Source organism: Mesorhizobium sp. B2-4-6 (assembly GCF_006442775.1).
GTDB lineage: Bacteria > Pseudomonadota > Alphaproteobacteria > Rhizobiales > Rhizobiaceae > Mesorhizobium.
The window spans coordinates 522,575-544,305 of record NZ_VFVI01000002.1 but is presented as its reverse complement, the minus strand read 5'-3'; the positions used below and the strand labels follow the sequence as shown (position 1 = coordinate 544,305).

The window sequence follows — 21,731 nt, the reverse complement described above, 5'->3', positions numbered from 1 at the left end:
TAGCCCCAGCAGACTTGGCCGGTATCCGATTTTTCAATCACACGAACGTTTGCGTAGCCGAGAGATGGCATTGAAAGCTCGCAAATCGGATTCGCAGCCTGGTAGACTATATGTTATCAGTCCTCACCACATTTGGGGGGGCACATATGCCACGCAAAATTGCGGTAGACATCCGCACTAGGTTTTTGCGCGACGACCAGCGCTGTTACATAATGTTTCCGGGGGATGGCTACAGATACTATTCGACGATGCGGGACGATAGCGTCGTATTTCTAGAGATTCCTGGATTCCCGTTCGAGCCGAACGAGGACCTTCGAAAAGTAAAAGACTTGGTCCAACGTGTCGTTCTCTCGGATCGAATAGCTGAATGGCATCGCGAGGGTCGGCCGAAAGATAAGCTTCCGCCTCGCACTGTAAAAGAATTGGGTAGACACCGCGTTACGAGAGCCAGGCAACAGTTTGCGGGGCTGGTTCGCGGATTTTTTCATCAAGTTAGAGCGGGTGACATCATCATTGTCCCCCCGCAAAATTTCGACGATGACGTTTTGTTCGGCGAGGTAATCGATGACAAGATTTCCTTTGCGTACGCGCCTCAGTTCCCGAAAGAAAGAATTCCAGTCCGCAAAGTGCGTTGGAAGGCTCGAGTTTCCCGTAATCAGATTCCCCTTTGGCTTGAGCGCAAAATTCCGAGCCCAAACCCACTAAGGCAGATAGAAAACATATATTTTGAAGAAATTTTCGACTTGATGTATGAAAGATATTTTTACAATGGGAATTTTGTTTGCAAATTTAACGTCAAATCTCAAGAATTCTCGTCTCTTGATAATTTCCTATTCCAACAGATAGTTTTGTATGCGGCTGCATTACACGAAAATAATCAAGAGGGAAACATAAAAAACGTAAAAAGCACATCTATATCTGTAGTTGTGTCGAAGCTTGATTTCTCTCAAGATATACCGGATCAGCGCATATCGATTAATTCTCCCGGTCATATTGTTGTGTATTCGAAAAATATCATACCCTTGGTGGCCGGGGTATTCATGGCGCTTTCAGCTGCGCTGGCTTCGGCAGGCGATCTGTCAACGACGAAGATTGTGATTGAAAACAGTACCGACAGTGGCCAGATATCCCAGGAATGCGTCAGCGACATTCAGCAAGAGGTCATGGACGATATGGTCGCCATGGGCTATCAGCGCTGGCAGGAACTCTGTACAATTGAGGCTCAAGCGCGAAAGCGGACCCAAATCAGTTCAGGGGTCGAGGCCAAGTCGTCCGGCGCTGCGCCGAAAGCAGACAGGCTTACAAAATGACAAAAGAGCAGGGAGAAGTCCCTTTCATATCGCCGAGTTGGTGGCGAGAAACCGAGACCCCTCGTTGGGTGCTGGCGCTGAGCACGGTCTCGATGGCGCTCGCCACTTTGGCGGGAACCTATGGCGTTGAATCCATGCTTTGGAGTAGGCAGCAGCGTGCCGCCGAGGTGAACGCACTGATCGACTCGACGCGAGAGTTTCAGGTCTATGCTGCTGCATTTTCGACAGAGATGTTTTCGGACAAAGCTGTCAGCACCGCAACGAGAAGCAAGCTAATCGAGAACTTGAACGATCAGTTTGCGCGCACAAAGACGCTGCCTGTTAAAGTGGCTAAAGTCGCAGAGAAAGAACTCGCCGATTACCAGAGCAAGATCCTGTCAATGAACGCGATTGTCCAGAAAACAGACGACCTGATGTCCATGAAGGATTTTTGGACGGCAGCAAGCAATTTGACCGCCTCACGGAAAACCCTGGACCTAAAATTGCAAGCCGCAATCTGACCGCGATGAAGCGCGGGCTAACTGGTCTCAAGGCAATACTGGCAGCCTCAGGAAGCACGGGACGACACTTCAGATTTGCAGCCTCTTGACTGCTCGTACAGCTTAGATACCCTTTGAGAGTGCCCTAAGAAAAAGCAGGCCTTTGGGTACCTGGACGCAAGGCCGCCTTAATAACCGACGGATGGGGGAGCCCTTACGTCGTAGAAAACGAGCAGCACAGCTGCCCAACACAACTCCCCACTCAACGTTAACTTTGTTCGCCCTATCGCCATGGGCGTCTGCGACCTCAGGGAGGATCGTTATGCAGGTTCAGAGTGGCTACTGGTGGGCAAGCATTTTGTCAGACGGTGCGCAACCCGAGATCATTTATGTCGTCAATATCGGAAGCGAACAAACAGCCACTCGCATGGGTGACGACTGGCCTTATAATCTGATCGAATGCGATCTGCTCATGCCCATAGACACAAGCGCCTGGCCGCAGGCGGGGAAGCTAACGGAAGATGAGCTGCTGGATGAACACTACACGGTCGATCCGACCACGATCACAGACGGTTATTGGTGGGCTATCATCGCAGAAGATTTCCAGCCGTTGATCGTCCTGGTCGAAAGAGGCGCCGTGTATCGGCTTGACAGCGAAGACCGGTTCGAGAACTTCGAATTCGTGATGTACATCGACACGACCGGTTGGCCGACGAGGTAACGAATTGGCCTGCACCGTTTGGCCGCGTTGAGGGGAACTGAAGCACGAACCTTCGCCGAAGCCGTGACCTTCGCCGCACGAATGAATGGTCGCCAGGAACAGAGCGGTCCCACGATTTGGCAGATCTCTTAGCCTACTCGCGATGGCCCGAATGTCCGAGTGGACTGTGGGACCCGTCTGTGAGTGCCAGAACGCTCCTCGGGCTGCGCCCACGGTTGAGCCTCCGCTACCTATCGATGACCGCAAGCCGGCGTCGTCACCAGTATTGACAATTTGATCAATTTTTGATATAATTATACTATCGAAGGTTAAATAGGCCTTCCCCGGCAAGAGTGCGCTTCCAAATAGGTCGCGTTTATTTTTTTCCAGAGAAAATTGAGTCGGCTCTAACCTGCCGCCCTGTTGGGGCGCTGGGGATTTTTGCTATAGAAATACGTAATAGATTATTCTAAAATAGAGGACATACCTTTGCTACAAAATTTAATTTTAAAGTTAGGCTTTATACCGAGAAGACGTCACGCACATGGCGTAGACCAAGTAAATGAAGAGGCGAGTTTCACGAAGGTAAGCAACAGAATATTTTGCAGTGATATTGAAGCAGCCACAGACGCATCCGGGGCCGAGGAGGCAGATATTGCCTTTTGTCTTCCTGATAGCGTTCTGGGACCGGTGCCTGCCCCCGATGAAAAGGAAAAAAGCGATACCTACTGCCACGTTGCCCTTCGGATTAATGAGAGATGGAGAGTCATCGTTTGCAAGGACGGAATCCAATGGATTCTTCAGGTGCGAAAGGGCTCCTACAACGGGAGACCAGCATGGAGAAGAGTGAGCTTTGTAAGAGGGAAGGTGGGACTGCGCCGTGTTATCAGGGAAGCGGTTGGAGATGTCTCTCCTGAGGTTGAGGCTCAACTGGCTCAGTTGCCGGATTGGGTGCAGCCATGATCTACAACGGCAATTCCCCTTGGCTTGATCGAACCCTGAGACTGTCTTCATCGCTTGATCCCTTCGTATCGCCTATAGCCGAAAACATCGCCAAGGGAGCAGGTAAGCAAAGGAGAGAGCATGCTGTCCATAATATCAAGACGGCCTTAAGCGTGATACTCGCCAATCTTCTTCGATCCTACGCCCTGCAACCCTCTCACGGCATCAAAATCGATCTCAGCAACGACGGCTTTCTCAAGGGACCATTCAATCCATTTGAGGTTGGGATTCGGGCCATTCGTAAGGTTGTGGACTACCTTGTAGGCTCCAATCCTCCACTTATCCACAAAAGGGGAGGGAATTTCGACAAGCTGCGAGGTGTCGGATACCCCACGGAGTTATGGATATCAGAAAGATTACTGAAAAACGTCACGAACTTCATAAAAGAGAACATTAAAGAAGTTAAATACCAAGAGCCATATAACCAATCCAATCCATTACTAGGAACACTTTCGATTTAAACTTCTATATATACAACTTTGAGCGGGTCTTCCAGAAAGAAGAGCTTCCAATCATTCGCCTACGAAAGGGGTCTTCAAAAAAGGACTCACGTTTCGTTAATTTCGAACCAACGCCTGAAACCCACCAGATGGAATCTCACTTACGTAGCTACAACTCATTCCTTCGGTCCGAAGCACGGATCAATCTGTTCCTTACCGACGAGGAGATAGCCGAATTGCAGAAGCGAAAGGACCGGGGCGAAGACGAGTTCGGCTCCTTTCAGCATGGCTCCTGTCTGATCGACCTAGCTTCTGCCAACAGCCTTTATCGCGTTTTCAATGACGGCAGCTTCGATCACGGAGGACGCTTCTATGGGGGGTGGTGGCAAAACGTTCCCAAGGAATACCGCCGCTTCATAACCATCAATGGCGTTCCCACTGTGGAGATCGATTTTTCGAGCATGCAACCCGCGATGCTCTACGCGAAAATTGGCCAGCAAATTGAAGGGGACGCCTACGCTATTGACGGCTTCCCATCCGAGCTTCGCCCTCTTGTGAAGACCGCTACTCTTAAAATGATCAATGCTCCGGGGCGAATTCAAGCTCCGTCGAGGCCAGCACTCCCAGAGGGGATATCTTGGAAGGGCCTTCAACAGGCGATCTTGGATAAGCATGAACCCATCGCGGAATACTTTCGATCTGGCGAAGGCATTAGGCTTCAGCGGCTAGATTCCGACATCGCGGAAAATGTCATCATGAGAATGATGAACCGAGGAATTCCCGTCCTTCCGATCCACGATAGTTTCATTGTCGCTACGGAATATGGCGATGAACTCTCGGGAGTGATGCTAGATGCCTATCGGGAGCGAATGGGAGGCATGAGAATATCCGCAAAGCGCTCGGCAAGCCTCGTTGATGATTTGTTGGATGGCCAGGAACAGTTGAACGGAAACGAACGGCATCCTCTCGCTATGAAGCTCTTCCTAGCCAAGAAAGAGACACCGGAGTACGCAGGTTACCGCTTGCGAGAGCACCTTCGTGGTCCTGCTGCAACTGCAAAAGTATGCGACGGTACCGATCTGGAACCGACTATCTATAAGGACAAGGGACAAGCCACCCCAAAAGCTTGAAAAGACCGGTCCCAAGCGCGTTTAGTATGTGGGCGCAGCGGACGTCCCCTTAACTCGGCAAAGCGACTGTGGGACCGCTATATAGGGCAAGGAAATGCCTTCTAGGACCACCCCCGACGGACATACAGGCCTGAAAGTTTACAGATCTCGAAACTGGCGCCCGGGGCGTCGGCATATACACATATTGCAACCCCCGGCCTGTCACCTGTGGGCACCCCCACTACCCGCCGTCAGTAAGTGTACAACTCAGAAACGAAGGGGTGCGTGGCAGCGCCGCGTATTCTTTTGGCGAATGCCAATGTGTAAACTCTTTTCCTGTTGGGAGAGAGGATCGGGGCTCCTCACTATGTTCGCTCTATAAAGTGCCTCACGACACCAAGCTGCGCATGTCAGGTCACACTGGTGTCACAGCTATCTGGCGATTCGGCTCGGAATAGCGGGCGATTAGCTCAGTCAGTCAGACTTGTTTGACGCTCGACCAAAAACGTCGTAGATTGCGCAAGCAACTGATTTATCAGCGATTTTGGGAGTGGAAGAGCGCTATTTCTCAAAGGCGGACTGGTGGGCGATGACGGGCTCGAACCGCCGACATCTTCGGTGTAAACGAAGCGCTCTACCAACTGAGCTAATCGCCCGCTTGAGCGCGGACCTTTAAGCAGTTAGGGCCGTATTCGCAAGGCCAAATGAGCAGACGGCGCGCCCACCTGTGGGGCAGATTTCCCCAGCTCCAGCGCCGCTGTCAAAAAACCTTCTCCTGATTGCTGTAATGCTTGAATGCCGTGCTTGACACCCGCAAACGAACCCCTTATCCAGCGCCCAACGACGAACACGCCTGACACGTGCTCGTCAGTGCGCGGGTGTAGCTCAGTCGGTTAGAGTGCCGGCCTGTCACGCCGGAGGTCGCGGGTTCGAGCCCCGTCACTCGCGCCATTATTTCCTTGGCAGGACCATTTGGAAATTCGGCTTGTTGAGCACGTTAGCACGTGGTCCGCGTAGTAAGCGGTAGTGGCCCCTGCCGGGCCGCCACCTTGTCGAAGGCCGGGTTCAGGTCGCTAGTGCGTTTCACCGCTTCACGGAAACGGCGAAACCCACTATCTCTTTGTTTTTACGCAATTCCGGACCGAAGGCTACGGCAAAGGCACCGTGCCCAACCGCTCACACTTTTCCTGGAATTGCTCTATTGCCGGACGTAACAGCGCTTGTGAGCGCCCGGAGCGGGATCATCGCCGAAAGCGTTGTTGCCGCAGCGGACGCCATTCCTGAAAACATTCTGCGTGTATTGGCCACGTGCGCCGTATCTGACCATCGCGCGGCCGCGGAAACCGCAGAACTCACCCTCCCTGGCGCAGGCTACCCATTCGCCGCGGTCCGGGCGTGAGCCGTAGTCGTTGTCCCCGTAATTGTTGTCATCGCCATAACCGCCGCCGCGCGCCACGAAATAGCAGGCCTTGTCGCGGCCGGGAGCGGGGTCGCCAAAAAGGCGATTCGAGCAGGGCACGGACTGTCGATCGAAAAACCGCGAGGTTGTTCGACCCCGTGCGCCGTAAACCACCTCCGTGGGATAGGGCAAGCGGCATATGCCGCCTTCATCGGCGCATCGCCGCAGCTGCTGCGCCGAGGCCGAGGTGGGGAAAAGGGCGGACGCCGCGGCGACCAACCCGGCCAGACACATGAAGGCCAGCATCGTTCGGATCGAGACACGAAAAGTTTTTAACACGAATTGTCTCCCGGTTTGGTTGTACGCAGGCATCCTATCGCAGACCGACTAAATGCGCGATGAATGCCTAATTGCGCCGGAAGGCTATCGTTAACTCGACGTGCGAGCGCAGAGCGTCGGGTGGTTCCTGCCGATGGCCCGGCTCAGTATTTGATGATCCGCCGCTCGACCAGAACCACCAGGCAGAACAGCGCGATCGACAGCGATGACGACAGAACGATCGCGGCGTAGAGCCGGTCGGACTGGTAATTGAAGGTGGCCTGGATGATCAGCGCGCCGAGCCCTTTGTCCGAGCCGATCCACTCGCCGACGATGGCGCCGATAACGGCGGTGGCTGACGAGATCCTCAGCGAAGAGAACAGCATCGGCAGGGCACGGGGTAGGCGCAGGCTCCAGAAAACCTCCGAGCGCGTCGCCGACAGTACCCGGAACAGCTCGTGTTCGTTGTCGCTGGCCGAATCGAGGCCGCGGATCATGTTCACCAGCGTCGGGAAGAAGCAGATCACCGCGGCGATGACGATCTTCGGCGTCATGCCGAGGCCGAAGATCAGGATGATGATCGGCGACAGCGCCAGGATCGGGATGGTGTTGAAGAAGAGTACGATCGGGAAATAGGCGGCTTGCAGGACGCGGCTGTGGACGAAGAGCACGGCCAGCAGCACGGCGGCCAGATCGCCGATGACGAAGCCGGCCACCGCTTCGATCAGCGTCGGCCTCAGATTATCGATGAGAAGCGTAAAATTCTTCTGGAAGACACCGAAGATCGCTGTCGGTGTCGGCACGATATAGGCCGGCACGCCGAGCAACGGCAGAATGTATTGCCAGGCAAGCAGGATCGAAGCCGCGCCCAGGACCGGAAGAGTGACGGTCATTTGCGGGGAAAGCGGCGCCTGTCTCACGATGCGTGCTCCAGCGCCACGCGCAGATCGGCCATGGCGGCGACGATCGCCGGATCTTCGCGGCTGCAGCGATTGCCTTCCTGCTTGAAGGGCCGCATGTCGAGATCCTTGACGACGCGCCCAGGATTAGCGGCCAGCACGATGACGCGCTCGCCGAGATAGGCGGCTTCCGCAATCGAATGCGTGACAAACAGGATCGTCGTGCCGGTGCGCCGCCAGAGCGCCAGCAATTCGTCGTTCAACCGGTCGCGCGTGATCTCGTCCAGAGCGCCAAAAGGTTCGTCCATCAACAGCAATTTGGGCTCGCCGAGGAGGGCACGCGCGATCGCAACGCGCTGGCGCTGGCCGCCGGAGAGTTGGTGCGGCAGGCGCTCACTGAGCCCGCCGAGCCCCATCAATTCCAGCAGTTCGGCGCTGCGGTCCTCGATCTTTCGCGTCAGACTGCGCTGGCCGACGCCAAGCGGCAGGCACACATTGTCGCGCACCGTGCGCCAGGGCAGCAGTGTGGAATCCTGGAAAACGAAGCCGACATCGCGGCGCGAGCGCACCGTATGCGGCGTTTCGCCAAGCACGCTGATCGAGCCGCCGAGCGGGTCGATCAGATCCGCTACCACCCTGAGCAAGGTCGACTTGCCACAGCCGGACGGCCCCAGGATCGACAGGAAGGAACCGGCCGCGACAGTCAAGTCGAGGCCGGCGAGCACTTTGACGACCGTCTGCCGGCCGCCATAGCCGACATCCAGCCGTCGGGCTTCGATCGCGCTTGGCATCATGCCGCGGGCGCGTCGAGCTTGGGCCGGTCGGCGGCGGAAAGCTCCAGGATCTTGGTGGTGTAGACATCCTTGGCGGCCGGCCGGCCGTTCGGATACTGGCCGACCTTGTCGAGCAGCGCCAACTGTTCGTCGATCGAGGCGGGATCGAACGTGCCCCAGCCGTCCCTGGCGGTGGCGCTGTCGAAGGAGAGTTTCAGCACCAGATTGACGGTCTTTTCCTCCCAGCCGAGATCCATTTCCGGATAGGCGGCAACCATCTTCTTGACCGCTTCCTGCGGGTTGGCGTGCACCCAGCCCCAGCCTTTGCCGACAGCGCCGATGAACTTCGCCAGCGTCCCGGGATCCTTCTCGATCGCCGCGTCGGTGGCGAAATAGACATCGGCGTAGGAGCTCAGCCCGAGGTCGCGCGTCAGGAGGTCGATGCGGTCGTCGCCGACGACGCTGAGCGCCTGGGTATTGGTGATCCAGCCGCCGATCGCGTCGACATCGCCCCGCACCAGCGGTGCCTTGTCGAAGCCGACATTGATGATGGTCACCTCCGACGGATCGATGCCGTTCTTGGCCAGGATCTCATCGATGATGAAGCGCGCCGTCGGCTGGATGCCGATCTTCTTGCCCTTGAGGTCGGCCGCGCCGCGGATCGGTTTTGCGGGCTTGGACGTCAATGCATAAGGACCGGTGCGGAAGCCGCAGGCGATGATCTTGACCGGCACGCCGCTGGCGCGGGCGGAATAAAGCTGCGGCGTTTCCGAGAACTGGCCAAGCTGCGCGGCTCCCGAGATCACCGGCGGCACGGTTGACGCATTCGGGCCGCCGGGGCTGAATTCGACCTCCAACCCGGCATCCTTGAAATAGCCGTTGGCGACGGCCGCGATGTCGCCGATCTGTCCGTTGGACATCAGCCAATCATACTGGATGACGACCTTGCCCGCGGCCTTCGCACCGGGCGTCAGCACCAGTTGCATGCCGGCCGACGCGGCCGCAACGGCTGCCACGCCGCCTTTCACGAAAGCGCGACGGTTCAATTCGAAGTCCCTGTTCCCATTCATTTTTCGCTCCTGTTGCAGACTTTTCTCGTCTTTTCTTCAGGCGCCGTTCCCTTCGGCGCGGCGTCGTCTACGGCTGTTCGTCGTGGTGATCGCCAGGGCCGCCGTCGAGCCAGGCGTAAAGCTCCCAAAGTGTGCCGTCCGGGTCGGTGAAATAGGCGCAGCGCGCATTCCAGACATAGTTTTCGGGCGGGCCGTAGAAGGGCACGCCGTTGGCGCTCAGTTCGCCATGCAGCCGGTCGATATCGGCTGGCGCGTCGAGCTGCACGGCGACGCAGACTTTGTGCGCGTGGCGCGGCGATCTCAGGTTGGACACGCCGGTATGCCGGTTGATGTGGTCGAGCTCCCAGGCGGCGAGCGTGACGCCCTCGCCGTGGAAATCGGCAAAGCCCTCGGCGCGGCGGCGCAGGCGGAAGCCGAGTTTTTCAACGTAGAAATCGACCGTCCTGTCGATGTTTTCGACCAGCAGGCAGACGTCGGAGATGCGGGTTATGCTTACCGGCATGGCTATTTCGCTCCGTTGGCTTTCGAGGGCGGCAGCTTGACGCCGACGCGGTTGGCCGCACCGACGATGTGCGCGCGCATCGCCGCTTCCGCCGCCTCCGGATCGCCCGCCACCAGGGCGTCATAGATGCGCACATGCTCGCCGACATTGATCTCCACGAGGTCGTGCAGCGGATTGGTCATGCGCGCGTAGTGGATCGAGTGACGGATCTGCTCGCAGACGAAGGAAATGAAGGTGTGGATGTAGCTATTGCCGGTGGCGCGCGCGATCTCGCGGTGGAAGAGCAGGTCGGCGTCGATGCTGCCTTCCTCCCAACGCTCTTCGCCGCCCATGCGGTCGAGTGCCGCCTTGATCGAATCGAGATGTTCCTGATTGCGCCGCGCCGCTGCCAGCGCCGCCGATTCGGCTTCGAGGATGCAGCGTAGCTCGAACAGCCGCTCCATGTTGTGCGTGTCCTTGAGCGCCTCGCGGTCGATGCGGATCGCGGCCCGTTGCTCAGGCGCGAGCACGAAAGCGCCGATGCCCTGGCGCGCCTCGATCAGGCCATCGGCACGAAGCTGGGCGATCGCTTCGCGCACCACATTGCGGCTGACGCCGAATTTCTCCGACAGTTCCTGCTCGGTCGGCAGCCGTGCGCCGGGGTTCAGCTCGCCCGATTCGATCTCGCGACTGAGGAAAGCGGCGACACGATGCGGCAAGGTTTCGATGGTACCGATGGCGGCCAGTCTTTGCTTCATGGAAAAGTTTCCGTCGCGGGCAACAGACAGCCGGGATTCATCAGGCCCTTGGGATCGAGAGCGCTCTTCAGCGCCGCAACCATGCGGCGATGCGCCGGCGAGAGTCCGGCCCAGAATTCCTTGCGGCGGCTGCGGCCGATGCCGTGCTCCGCGCTGATCGAGCCGCCGAGGCCGACGGCGATTTCATAGAGCCCGGCAATGACCTCAGCGCCACGTGCACGAGCCTCGTACTCGGCAAGGTCGAGAGGCGGCAGCACGTTGAAATGGATATTGCCGTCGCCGGCGTGGCCGTAGGCGAGGGGGATCCAGCCGGAATGGTCTTTCGCGACGAAGCGGCGGGCCTGCTCGATCAGGGCCGGGATGTCGGAAATCCTCACCGACAGATCGGTGCGCACATGATAGCCGCGCCTGGCTTGGCCTTCGACGAGACCTTCCCGGATGGCCCAAAAACTCCTGGCCTGCGCGGTGCTTGCGGCGAGAACCGCGTCGGTCACCAGGCCGTTCTCCATGGCTTTGGCGAGAAAGCCGGCAAGCAGACCGTTGAGGTCGATGGCGGCGCCGGACGACAATTCGATGAGCACCTGGACGGGCGCCGAGACCGGCGCTCCCAATGCAGGGTCGATCAGCCGGGCGAGCTCGATGCATTCCGAGCCGATGATCTCGAAAGCGGAGATCAGGTCCGAACAGTCGCGGCGCGCCCCGTTGAACAGCTCAACGGCCGCCTCGAACGAGGCCAGGCCGAGATAGGCGGTCTCTGTTTTGGCCGGTTTCGGAAACAGCTTGACCTCGACACCCGTAATGATGCCGAGCGTGCCCTCTGAGCCGATGAAAAGCTGCTTCAGGTCATAGCCGCTGTTGTTCTTGCGAAGGCCGGAGAAGCCGTTCCACAGTTCGCCATCCGCTAGCACAACCTCTAGCCCGAGGATCAGGTCGCGCGCCATGCCGTAGCGCAGCACGTTGACGCCGCCCGCGTTGGTCGCCGCATTGCCGCCGATCTGGCAACTGCCTTGCGCGCCGAGCGCCAGCGGGAACAGGCAATCCTTCGTCTCGCAAGCGTCCTTGATCGTCTGCAGCACACAACCGGCGTCGGCGCGCAGCGTGAAGTTTTTCGTATCGATCTGCCGGATAGCGTTCAGCCGCTCGAGGCTGACGACAACCAGGCCGCCACCTTTGTTGTCGATCGCGCCCGATACCAGTCCGGTGTTGCCGCCCTGCGGAACGACACCCAGCCCGAGCTCATTGCATAGGCGCATCAGCGCCTGGATCTCGGCCACCGATGCGGGCCGCAGCACGGCCAGGGCGTTGCCGCGATAATCGCCGGCCCAGTCGCCCAGATATTTCGCCATTCCAGCCGGCTCCACGGCGATGCCGTTTCGGCCGACTGCGCCTTCCATGGCGCTGAGGATTTCCGGCGAGAGGCGATGAACGGTCATGAAGGTTCATGTCTGGATATCGGGTGATGCATATCATCCTACAACTTCGTTCGAGTCAACGGTTTCTTCCCTGACCGGTGGATATCAGCGACCTTTCCCATGGGGATGCGGTGGTTGATCCATGTCGCCGGCAGGAGGCGTGCATAGGCCCTGCCGATGCGTGGTTCTGGCCGATTGCCGGCCGCCAAAACCACCGCGATGGTGGGCGGCAGGGGAAGCCGCGGCTCGTCCCCGACCAGATCGATCCGGTGAGGAGAAAAGATGATTGAACTGCCTTTTGCCCGCGAAGAGTACCAGCGGCGGCTCGCAAGAATCCGCGCCGAGATGGCAAAGCGCGGCATCGAACTCCTGATCGTCAACGACGTCGCCAACCAGCATTACATCACCGGCTATGACGGCTGGTCGTTCTACACGCCGCAGGTGGTGCTTGTGCCGATCGAGGACGCCGAGCCTGTCTGGATAGGCCGCGCCATGGATGCGGCCGGCGGCTTGCTGACGGCCTGGATGAAGCCGGAAAACGTGGTCGGATTTCCGGAGGACCATGTCCAGCGCGCCGATCGGCATCCCATGGACTGGATCGCGGCGTGGATCGTCGCCAAGGGCTGGGGCAGCCGTCCCATCGGCATCGAGCTCGAAGCCTATTACTTTTCGCCCAAGGCGCATGCGCGGCTCGTCGCCGGATTGCCCAATGCGAAATGGCATGACGCCGACCTGCTTGTGAACTGGATCCGCGCGGTGAAGTCGGCGCCTGAAGTCGCTTATCTGCGCAGGGCCTCGACGCTCGCCGAAGCTGCGGTCGCGCGCGCGTTCGACATTATTGCTCCGGGTGTGCGCGAATGTGACGCGATCGCGGCCATCCAGGCGGCGCAAATCGCCGGCAGTCCCGATTTCGCCGGCGATATCACGGCGCTGCCGCCGACGATCCTCGGCGGCGAAAACGCTTCCGCGCCGCACATCATGTGGAGCGATCGGCGGTTCGGAAAGGACGAAACGATTGCGCTCGAGCTAGCCGGGGTCTGCCGCCGCTATGCCGCCGGGCTCGCCAGGACGATGCAGCTTGGCAAGACGCCGACCCGCGTCGCGGACACGGCAAAGGCTGTGATCGAGGGCATGGATGCGGTGCTCGATACGGTCCGGCCGGGCACGACCGCCGAAGCGGTCGAAGCTGCCTGGCGCAAGGTCATAGAGCGCCATGGGCTGAAGAAGGAGTCGCGCATCGGCTACTCCATCGGCGTTGCCTATCCGCCGGACTGGGGCGAGCATACGATCAGCCTGCGGCCCGGCGACAAGACGGTGCTTCAACCCGGCAACGTCGTTCACTCCATCCTGGGCATGTGGATGGAGGGCTGGGGCATCGAGATCAGCGAGACCATTCTGGTGACCGATACCGGCAACGAGACGCTGACGAAGTTCCCGCGGGATATCCATGTCAAAGCCTGACCGACCGGCCGGCGCGAGCGATCCCGCGGCCGACATCGATGCCGGAATTCTCGATCGGATGATCGACATCCGCCGCCATCTGCATCGCCATCCGGAGCTTTCGAACCGCGAGGCGGGCACGCAACGCTATCTGCGCGAGATGCTCGAGAGCGAAGGCATCGCCGAGATCCGCGACGTTGCCGGCTACGGTCTTGCCGTCGATATCGTCGGCGCCGGACGGCCGTCCAACCGCAAGCTCGCCATTCGCGCCGACATAGACGCCTTGCCGATCGAAGAGGAATCCGGCGTCGATTATGCGTCGGAAAATCCAGGCGTGATGCATGCCTGCGGCCACGACGCCCATGCCGCAATGGGCTTTGCGGTGGCAGCGCATCTGCATCGCTTACGTGAAAGTTTCGGCGGGACCGTTCGGCTCATCTTCCAGCCGGCCGAGGAAGACGAGCCGTCGGGCGGCAAGCGGGTGGTGGAGGAGGGATTTCTCGACGACGTCGACGCGGCGATCTGCGTCCACGTCGATCCGTACACGCTTTCCGGCAAGGTCGCCGTCGGCTCCGGGCCGTACACTCTGGCGTGCGACACGTTCGATGTGCTGGTCACCGGCTCGGCGGCGCATGCGGCAAAACCCTATGAAGGTGTCGACGCGCTGACTGTCGCCTGCTCCATGGTGAGCGAGCTGCAGAAGATCGTTTCGCGCGAGACCGATCCCTATGATCCCCTGGTCATTTCGGTGACCGCCATCAATGGCGGCAATGCCTACAACGTGACCGCCGGCAAGGTCGCGTTCAAAGGCACAATACGCAGCGGCAACGACGCCACCCGCGAGCGTGCCGGGCGTCGGCTTCGCGAGGTTCTGGAGGGAATAGCGGCAAGCCACGGCGCGGGCGTGCAAGTGGACATCCATCGAGGCGAACCCGGCGTCGTCAACGATACAGAGATGGCCGAACTGATCCTTGCCAGCGCCAAGGCCAGCATCGGCGCGGACAATGCCCTGAACATGCCTGGGTGGAGCATTGCCGACGATTTTGCTTATTACAGCGAGAAACGTCCGTCGGTCTATTTCCGGCTCGGCATCCGCAATGAAGCGGCCGGGTCGGTCTATCCGCTTCACCATTCCAGGTTTCGCGTCGACGAGGCCGCGTTGAAGAACGGCGTCCTTACGTTGGTTTCCGCGGCAACGATGTACCTGGCCGGGCAGGAGAATCCTGGCGTCTAGCGAGGACCGCCAATCTGTCAGAGGTACTGCGCGACCTTCTTGCCGACAGTCAGGAAGCGCAGCGGGTCGACCGCCTCGCCGTCGTGACGCACTTCGTAGTGCAGGTGCGGGCCTGTCGAGCGGCCGCTGCTGCCAGTCTTGCCGATGACCTCGCCGGCGGCGAGCTTCTGGCCGACGCTGACATCGATCTCGCTCAAATGCCCGTAGCGTGTGGCAAAGCCGTTGCCGTGGTCGACCTCGACCATGCGGCCGTAGCCACCGGCCCAGCCGGCCCTGGTGACGGTGCCGGCGGCCGTGACCTTGGCCGGCATGCCGATCGGCGCCCTGAAATCCATTCCCGTATGCAAGGCGGCGCTGCCAAGGATCGGGTCGGTGCGCACACCGAACGGGCTGGTCACCGTATGGCCCGGAGCGGGGTTGGCGAGCGGCAGCTTGCGCGCCTCCTTCTTGACCCCGTCGAGCGCATCGAGTGCCTCGTCCAGTTCCTTGACCTTGCTGTCGAAAACCATCGAGGGATCAATCGGAACCAGTGGGCCGCCGACGTCGCTCTTGTCCAACTCGCCGTCGACCGGCAGGCCCGCCGCTTCCAGCGCCTGGGCGATGGCGTCGGCATTCTTGTAGGCGTTGTCGGCAAGCGTGGTGATGCGCGAAAGCTGCTGGCTCTCGATGGCCTTCAGCGACGTATTGATCGAAACGAACAGCTTGTCGGCGCGATCGGCGGCCGTTTCGCCGTCAAGCGGGTCCGACCTTGGCGACCAGAGCGAGAAGGGCCTTGTATCGCCGGCGCTCAAGGATGCGACGGAATAGGTCGGCGCCTGCGAAAGGCTGCCGGTGACCTCTGCGTGTTCATCGGGATTGGGCGCCGCGGCACCTGCCGCCGGTGCGTCGCCCACCTCGTTCTCGGCGCGCTCGAGGATCGGCCCAAGCCGTCCATGCCGCTCGCTGAGCTGGGTCTGCCTGGCCAGCAGCTCGCTGACCTTGGTCTCCATCAGTTGCTGATCGAGAAGCTGGCGGCTGGTGATGCGGTCGACCTGGGCGCGAAGGGCCGAGATACGGTCCTCATAGGCCTGCTGCATGCGCGCCTGTCTTGCCGTCGTGGCGCCGATCAGGTCGTCGCGCAATACCAGATAGGAAGTCGCGAGCAAATAGCCGATGGCGACCGCCGCCACGGCCGAGCCGATGAAGGCGGCGAGCCAGGGGCGGATGGTGAAATGCCTTATCTCGTTGCCCCGGGCGATGATGACCGTGTGCGGTTCCTTACGCCTGCCGAAGACAGCTGACTGACCGGTTGATTTCACGGGACCAAGCTTTCGTTACGGGACCAACGAACAAGCCTGATTACACATTATTAGGGTTAACAAAGTTTTGCCGGCCGCAGCGTCAAAAGCAACCATTTCGCGCAGCGCGGGTGAGAGGTTGCAATGGCGGCGGCCAGCCGGCGACGCCGCGAAAGCCGTGCGCGCCTGAGCGTGCGCACGGCCTCAAGCACCTCTCCGGCGTGGCCTTTGACGCGAACCTTGCGCCAGACGCGGGCGATCCGCCCATCCTTGCCGATCAGGAAGGTGGCGCGCTCGACACCCATATATTTGCGCCCGTACATCGTCTTCTCGACCCACAACCGATAGGCCTCGATCACTTTGCGCTCCTCGTCGGCGATGAGATCGACGGTGAGATCGTACTTCGCCTTGAATTTGTCGTGTTTCTTCACGCTATCGGGCGACAGCCCGATCACCACGGCGCCAGCCTTCTCGAACTCCGGCTTCAACTGCGAGAAGCTGATGGCCTCGGCGGTGCAACCTGTGGTGTCGTCCTGCGGATAGAAGTAGAGTACAACCGGCTTACCCCGGAGCGCGGCGAGGCTGAAAGAGCCGCCGCCGTCACGCGGAAGATCGAACTGCGGCGCTGCGTCGCCCACGTCGAGATCAGCCATATCGATGCCCTTGTTTGCGGTTACGCGCGGGAAATCATCGATATAACGTGAAGCGGGGATTCGTCCACGACGAGTTCGTCACAACGGAATATTGCTTGGATCAGGAAGAACCGCAGCACGAGAAGATCAGGTTCAGGCGTGACGAGATCACCGACCTGGCGAGGCTTCCGTCCGCGTGCACCGTGCCGCCGCTCGGCCGGGCAGCCGTGCGGCGCCGTTTCCGTATATTCGGTCGCGTGTTTGCCGGGCTTTGCGCGCTCGTGCTTCTGGCGGCGGCGGGCGTCTATGTCCTCGGCGCCTCCGGTATCGGCACGGAGCGCCTCCGGACCGAGGCGGAGACCGCCATCGAGAAGCTGGCCGGCGTCGATGTCCACGTCGTCGTCGGCGCGGCGCGACTGACGCTCGACGGGTCGAGCTTCGTCGCCCTGCAGGTGAACGATGTCAGCCTGAAGACGGCCGACGGCAAGCCGATGGCCGATATCGGGCGCGTGCGTTTCGGCATGCGCCTGCTGCCGCTGCTTTCCGGCGATGTCAGGCTGACCAGCGCCAGATTTTCCGACGCCCACATCGTGGTGGCCGCCATGCCCTCCGGCGGCGGCGACTGGATGGCGGCGCTGCGCAACGAGGACGGCCTTGTCGACCCGGAGAAAGTCTCGGCGGCGGTGTTTTCAGGCGTCAATGACGCGCTGGATGCCGTGCGTGAGGACTCTATGCGCCAGATCGATCTGCGTAATGTCGAGTTCGAACTGCCCGACACCGGGCTGGTCAAGCGCGTGACCGTCGCCTCGGCGACTGTCGCTCAGACCGGGACGGGAAGCATGCAGGCCTCCTACGATGCCGATGTCGATGGCCGGCACGCGACCTTGACCGCCTCGGCGACGCGTGATGCGACGGCAAGGCGTATTTCGTCGCTGGACGCCAACCTCGAGATAGAAGGCGCCCCCGGCGAGGGTGGTTCGACCGAGGCCGCCCCGGCGGCCGATGGCGCCAGACTGGGTTCGATCGCGTTGAAGCTTTCCGGCTCGGAAGCGTCGGGCGACAGCCCATCGCGCCTGGCGGCTTCGCTCTCGCTCAACGGTTCGGTGCTCGACCTGGACGAACGCGGGCTGCTGCCGACCGATGTCGATGCCGATGCCTCGCTGGTGGCCGGTTCGAACAAGATCTCGGTCGATCGGCTGCGGATCAGGAGCGGCCGCTCCAGCTTCGACCTTGCCGGATCGATCGGGCCGAAGCCGGCAGTGGCGGGGGAGGAGTCGGCCTACCGCTATGACCTCACCAGCGACGGTTCGACGCTGGCGCCTTCGGAATCGCCGGAACCGGCGCTTCAGTTCCTGGCCCGCATCGCCGGAGTCTACCAGCCAAAGAGCCGCAAGCTCGTCGCCGAGCAGATCGGCGTGCGCTCCGGCGGATCGGGCGAGGTGCTGGGCGCGGCCACCGTCGCCTTCATCGACAACGGCCCGCCAGGCGTGTCGCTGTCGCTCAACGTGCACGACATGCCGGTCTCGCATGTCAAGCAATTATGGCCGTGGTTCTCGGCCCGCAATGCGCGGCTTTGGGTGTTGGGGAATCTGTTCGGCGGCACGGTGACCGACGCCAATCTGCAGTTCCAGGTCGTGCCGGGGCGCCTGGGCAACGGCGTGCCGCTTACCGGCGACGAAGTGTTCGGCCGTTTCCAGATCGAGGGATCGCGCTTCGATACCGCCGGGCGCATCCCGCCGGTCCGCGACGCCGTCGGCGTCGTTGCGTTCCACGGCAACGATGTCGACATCACGCTCTCCTCGGGCAGCGTCTATATGCCGAGCGGCCGCACCGTGGCGGCAAGCGGCGGCACGTTGACGATCAAGAACGCGAACCTGCCGATGGTGGTCGGCAAGCTCGACATCGACGTCGCGGGTGAGGCGCCGGCGATCGCCGAACTCGCCTCCTACGAGCCGATCAATGCCATGCGCCATGTCGGACTGGCGCCGGAAGACCTGTCCGGCACCCTCACCGGCCACGTCAGGGCGGACATTCCCTTGACAAGGGGCATGGACACCTCGACCCTCGATTGGCTGGTTTCGCTCGACTATCAAAACCTGTCGCTGGCCAAGCCGTTCGAGGACCAGACGGTGACCGAGGCCGATGGCTCAATCACCGTCGGGCCGAAGCAGGCGGTGATTTCCGCCGAGGCCAAGCTCAACGGCATTCCGGCCGAACTCGATCTTATCGAGCCGCTTGCCGACGACGGGCCGGCGCGAAGACGCAAGGTTACACTGGTCCTCGACGACAAGACGCGCAACGCCAGCATGCCCGGCCTGTCGGACCTGCTTTCGGGAACCATCAAGGTGGCGATCGACAAGAGCGGCGAGGGGGCGCAGCAAGTTTCGGCGGACCTGACCAACGCCAGGCTCGACATTCCTTGGGCAGGCTGGAGCAAGGGTGCCGGCATTCCCGCCAAGGTCGTTTTCGACATGGCGAAGTCCGGCAGCACCACCACATTGACGGATTTCGATCTCGGCGGAAAAAGCTTCTCGATCGATGGCAATGTGACGCTGGTCAACGGCTCGCTGTCCGCGGCCCGCTTCAGCAAAGTCGCGTTGAACAGAGGCGACGACGTTGCCGTTTCGGTCAGGCGTTCCGGCAAGAGCTACGCTGTCGATGTCAGCGGCGCGTCGCTCGACGCCCGCTCGCTGATCAAGCAGTTCACCTCGGATGTCGATACCGCCACGAAGGGCGCCGGCAACGGTGCGATCTCGGTGAGCGCCGATGTGGCATCGCTGACCGGTTTCCATGACGAAGTGCTCTCCAACCTCAAGCTCGAATACAGCGCCGCCGGATCGCGCGTGAACGGGCTCAACGTCACGGCCGCGGCAAGCTCCGGCGCCGCGATCGCGATCAACAACACCACCAGCGAGGGCGGCCGCTCGCTTAGGGTCAAGTCGGCCGATGCCGGCGCGATCCTGCGTTTCCTCAACGTTTACGAGCATATGGAAGGCGGCGCGATCACGCTGTCGCTCTCGGGCGCCGGCGACGGGCCGATGAAGGGGCAGGTGGATGCCAGCAATTTCTATGTGGTCAACGAGCCCAAGCTGGCTTCGATCGTGTCGACAACGCCGGCCGGCGATACACGCAGCCTGAACGAAGCCGTCAAAGGCAAAATCGATACATCAAGGGTGCAGTTCGAGCGCGGCTTTGCCGAGATCGACAAGGGGTCCGGCTATCTGAAACTGGCGAACGGCCTGCTGCGCGGCCCGCGCATCGGCACGACCTTCCAGGGCACGCTCTACGACCCGAACAACAACATGGACATGACCGGCACCTTCATGCCGGTTTATGGCCTCAACCGCATCTTCGGCGAATTGCCGCTGTTCGGGCCATTGCTCGGCAACGGGCGCGACCGCGGCCTGATCGGCGTCACCTACCGGCTGCGCGGCAACGCCAACAAGCCGACGCTCAACATCAATCCGCTATCGGTGGTGGCGCCGGGCATATTCCGCTCGATCTTCGAGTACAGGCAACAACAACCATCCCAAAATGCGCGGTAAGGTGCGGCCGGTCAGACCGGCCGCACCAGCACGTGCTTCTTCTTGCCGAGCGAAAGCTTCACGATACCTTCCGGACCGAGATCCTGAAGCGTGACGACGCGCCGATCGTCGGTCAGGGCCTGGTCGTTGATGCGCACGGCGCCGCCCTGGATATGCCGGCGCGCTTCGCCGTTCGAGCCGGCCAGCCCGGCGCTCACGAACAGCGCCAGGATGCCAATCCCGGCCTCGAGGTCCGATTTGGCCACCTCGACGCTGGGCAGCGTGTCGGCGAGCGCGCCTTCCTCGAAGGTCTTGCGCGCAGTCTCGCTCGCGGTCTCGGCCGCGTCGCGGCCGTGCAACATGGCGGTGATCTCGGTGGCGAGGATTTTCTTCGCCTCGTTGATCTCCGAGCCGCCGAGCTTCGCCAGCCGCGCCACCTCGTCGAGGGGCAGCGTGGTGTAGAGCTTCAGGAAGCGCCCGACATCGGCGTCCTCGGTGTTGCGCCAATATTGCCAGAACTCGTAGGGGCTCAGCATGTCGCTGTCGAGCCAGATCGCGCCGGAAGCCGACTTGCCCATCTTGGCGCCGGACGAGGTGGTGAGCAGCGGGGTGGTCATGGCGAAGAGCTGCGCACCCTCCATCCGGTGGCCGAGGTCGATGCCGTTGACGATGTTGCCCCACTGGTCCGAGCCGCCCATCTGCAGCCGGCAGCCGACGCGCTTGTAGAGCTCGACGAAGTCATAGGCCTGCAGGATCATGTAGTTGAATTCGAGGAAGGACAGCGACTGCTCGCGGTCGAGCCTGAGTTTTACGCTATCGAAGGCGAGCATGCGGTTGACGGAAAAATGCCGGCCGACATCGCGCAGGAAGTTGACGTAGTTGATCTGCATCAGCCAGTCGGCATTGTTGACCATGACCGCGTCGCCCGGGCCGCTGCCGAACTTAAGGTAAGGCGCGAAGTTGCGGCGGATGCCGACGAGGTTGTCATCGATGTCCTGCGGGGTCAAAAGCTTGCGCGCCTCGTCCTTGAAGGACGGGTCGCCGATCATGGAGGTGCCGCCGCCCATCAGCGCGATCGGCCGGTGGCCGGTCTGCTGCAGCCAGTGCAGCATCATGATCTGAATCAGCGATCCTGCATGCAGGCTTTTGGCGGTGGCGTCGAAGCCGATATAGGCGCTCACCGTTTCCTTGGCGAAAAGCTGGTCGAGGGCGGATTCATCCGAAATCTGGTGGATGAAGCCGCGCTCGCTCATGATGCGCAGGAAATCGGATTTGAAGGCGGACATTTTTTCTTCCTGGAGATCGCCGGGCGCTTGGCCATGCTTGATATGAAGGCGCGCGTTTAGCATCCAACCGCGGACAGCAAAAGTGGAATCCGGTTTTGCGTCCGATCGAGCGCGGCGGCGCCGTCCTTGCTTCACCCTTTTCGCTGGCGTAATGAAGCGCCGCGCAAAGACAAGCGCGCCGCGACGGG

17 protein-coding genes, 2 tRNA genes and 1 pseudogene are annotated in these 21,731 nt (G+C 60.7%); 9 read left to right on the top strand and 11 right to left on the bottom strand.

What is annotated here, in order from left to right; genetic code table 11:
• Positions 1-146: 146 nt before the first annotated feature.
• The 5 genes from FJ957_RS08550 (at position 147) to FJ957_RS08530 (ending at position 5,061) form a co-directional block, all read left to right on the top strand.
• Positions 147-1,310, top strand: coding sequence for a hypothetical protein (locus FJ957_RS08550; protein WP_140830432.1), 1,164 nt, complete (start codon positions 147-149; stop codon positions 1,308-1,310).
• Positions 1,307-1,810 carry a hypothetical protein gene (locus FJ957_RS08545; RefSeq protein ID WP_140830430.1) on the top strand — a complete coding sequence of 168 codons (504 nt, stop codon included), beginning with the start codon at positions 1,307-1,309 and terminating at the stop codon, positions 1,808-1,810. Before FJ957_RS08550 ends, FJ957_RS08545 begins: the two co-directional genes overlap by 4 nt.
• Positions 1,811-2,111: 301 nt before the next feature.
• On the top strand, positions 2,112-2,510 hold the full coding sequence (locus FJ957_RS08540) for a hypothetical protein (protein WP_140830428.1): 399 nt from the start codon (positions 2,112-2,114) through the stop codon (positions 2,508-2,510).
• Between the two features lie 938 nt (positions 2,511-3,448).
• Positions 3,449-3,952, top strand: a complete 504-nt coding sequence (locus FJ957_RS08535; protein ID WP_140830427.1) for a hypothetical protein — start codon at positions 3,449-3,451, stop codon at positions 3,950-3,952.
• Between the two features lie 215 nt (positions 3,953-4,167).
• Positions 4,168-5,061, top strand: coding sequence for a hypothetical protein (locus tag FJ957_RS08530; protein WP_140830425.1), 894 nt, complete (start codon positions 4,168-4,170; stop codon positions 5,059-5,061).
• Positions 5,062-5,620: 559 nt separating this feature from the next.
• On the opposite strand, the gene FJ957_RS08525 is transcribed toward FJ957_RS08530, so the two are convergent.
• Positions 5,621-5,696: transfer RNA gene (locus tag FJ957_RS08525), tRNA-Val, on the bottom strand.
• Between the two features lie 218 nt (positions 5,697-5,914).
• Here FJ957_RS08525 and FJ957_RS08520 point away from each other — a divergent pair.
• A tRNA-Asp gene (locus FJ957_RS08520) sits at positions 5,915-5,991 on the top strand.
• Positions 5,992-6,238: 247 nt separating this feature from the next.
• On the opposite strand, the gene FJ957_RS08515 is transcribed toward FJ957_RS08520, so the two are convergent.
• The 7 genes from FJ957_RS08515 to FJ957_RS08485 form a co-directional block, all read right to left on the bottom strand.
• Complete coding sequence (locus FJ957_RS08515; RefSeq protein ID WP_319022984.1) at positions 6,239-6,778, bottom strand: hypothetical protein; 540 nt, start codon at positions 6,776-6,778, stop codon at positions 6,239-6,241.
• A gap of 143 nt (positions 6,779-6,921) precedes the next feature.
• The gene (locus tag FJ957_RS08510) at positions 6,922-7,677 is read right to left on the bottom strand and encodes an ABC transporter permease (protein WP_140830424.1); all 756 of its coding nucleotides are present in this window, start codon (positions 7,675-7,677) and stop codon (positions 6,922-6,924) included.
• Entirely contained in the window at positions 7,674-8,447 is a 774-nt protein-coding gene (locus tag FJ957_RS08505) for an ABC transporter ATP-binding protein (RefSeq protein WP_140830881.1), read from the bottom strand. The genes FJ957_RS08510 and FJ957_RS08505 overlap by 4 nt, the downstream gene beginning before the upstream one ends.
• The gene (locus FJ957_RS08500; protein WP_181180528.1) at positions 8,447-9,499 is read right to left on the bottom strand and encodes an ABC transporter substrate-binding protein; all 1,053 of its coding nucleotides are present in this window, start codon (positions 9,497-9,499) and stop codon (positions 8,447-8,449) included. The genes FJ957_RS08505 and FJ957_RS08500 overlap by 1 nt, the downstream gene beginning before the upstream one ends.
• Before the next feature lie 67 nt (positions 9,500-9,566).
• Complete coding sequence (locus tag FJ957_RS08495; RefSeq protein WP_181180527.1) at positions 9,567-10,001, bottom strand: VOC family protein; 435 nt, start codon at positions 9,999-10,001, stop codon at positions 9,567-9,569.
• Positions 10,002-10,003: 2 nt separating this feature from the next.
• Complete coding sequence (locus FJ957_RS08490) at positions 10,004-10,738, bottom strand: FadR/GntR family transcriptional regulator (protein ID WP_140830420.1); 735 nt, start codon at positions 10,736-10,738, stop codon at positions 10,004-10,006.
• Entirely contained in the window at positions 10,735-12,171 is a 1,437-nt protein-coding gene (locus FJ957_RS08485; protein ID WP_181180526.1) for an FAD-binding oxidoreductase, read from the bottom strand. The genes FJ957_RS08490 and FJ957_RS08485 overlap by 4 nt, the downstream gene beginning before the upstream one ends.
• A 261-nt stretch (positions 12,172-12,432) precedes the next feature.
• Between FJ957_RS08485 and FJ957_RS08480 the strand changes: the two genes are divergently transcribed.
• Both FJ957_RS08480 and FJ957_RS08475 read left to right on the top strand, forming a co-directional pair.
• Positions 12,433-13,611 (top strand): M24 family metallopeptidase, encoded by a 1,179-nt coding sequence (locus FJ957_RS08480; protein WP_140830419.1) that lies wholly within the window; start codon positions 12,433-12,435, stop codon positions 13,609-13,611.
• Complete coding sequence (locus FJ957_RS08475) at positions 13,598-14,824, top strand: amidohydrolase (RefSeq protein ID WP_140830417.1); 1,227 nt, start codon at positions 13,598-13,600, stop codon at positions 14,822-14,824. The genes FJ957_RS08480 and FJ957_RS08475 overlap by 14 nt, the downstream gene beginning before the upstream one ends.
• Positions 14,825-14,841: 17 nt before the next feature.
• Here FJ957_RS08475 and FJ957_RS08470 read toward each other — a convergent pair whose 3' ends face one another.
• Together FJ957_RS08470 and FJ957_RS08465 are read right to left on the bottom strand one after the other, a co-directional pair.
• On the bottom strand, positions 14,842-16,122 hold the full coding sequence (locus FJ957_RS08470) for a M23 family metallopeptidase (RefSeq protein WP_140830415.1): 1,281 nt from the start codon (positions 16,120-16,122) through the stop codon (positions 14,842-14,844).
• A 167-nt stretch (positions 16,123-16,289) separates the two neighbouring features.
• Positions 16,290-16,754, bottom strand: a pseudogene (locus FJ957_RS08465) (peroxiredoxin); the annotation flags it as partial.
• Between the two features lie 95 nt (positions 16,755-16,849).
• On the opposite strand from FJ957_RS08465, the gene FJ957_RS08460 reads away from it, so the two are divergent.
• The gene (locus tag FJ957_RS08460; protein WP_140830412.1) at positions 16,850-20,278 is read left to right on the top strand and encodes a DUF3971 domain-containing protein; all 3,429 of its coding nucleotides are present in this window, start codon (positions 16,850-16,852) and stop codon (positions 20,276-20,278) included.
• A gap of 11 nt (positions 20,279-20,289) precedes the next feature.
• On the opposite strand, the gene tyrS is transcribed toward FJ957_RS08460, so the two are convergent.
• Complete coding sequence (gene tyrS / locus FJ957_RS08455) at positions 20,290-21,543, bottom strand: tyrosine--tRNA ligase (RefSeq protein ID WP_140830410.1); 1,254 nt, start codon at positions 21,541-21,543, stop codon at positions 20,290-20,292.
• Positions 21,544-21,731 lie beyond the last annotated feature (188 nt).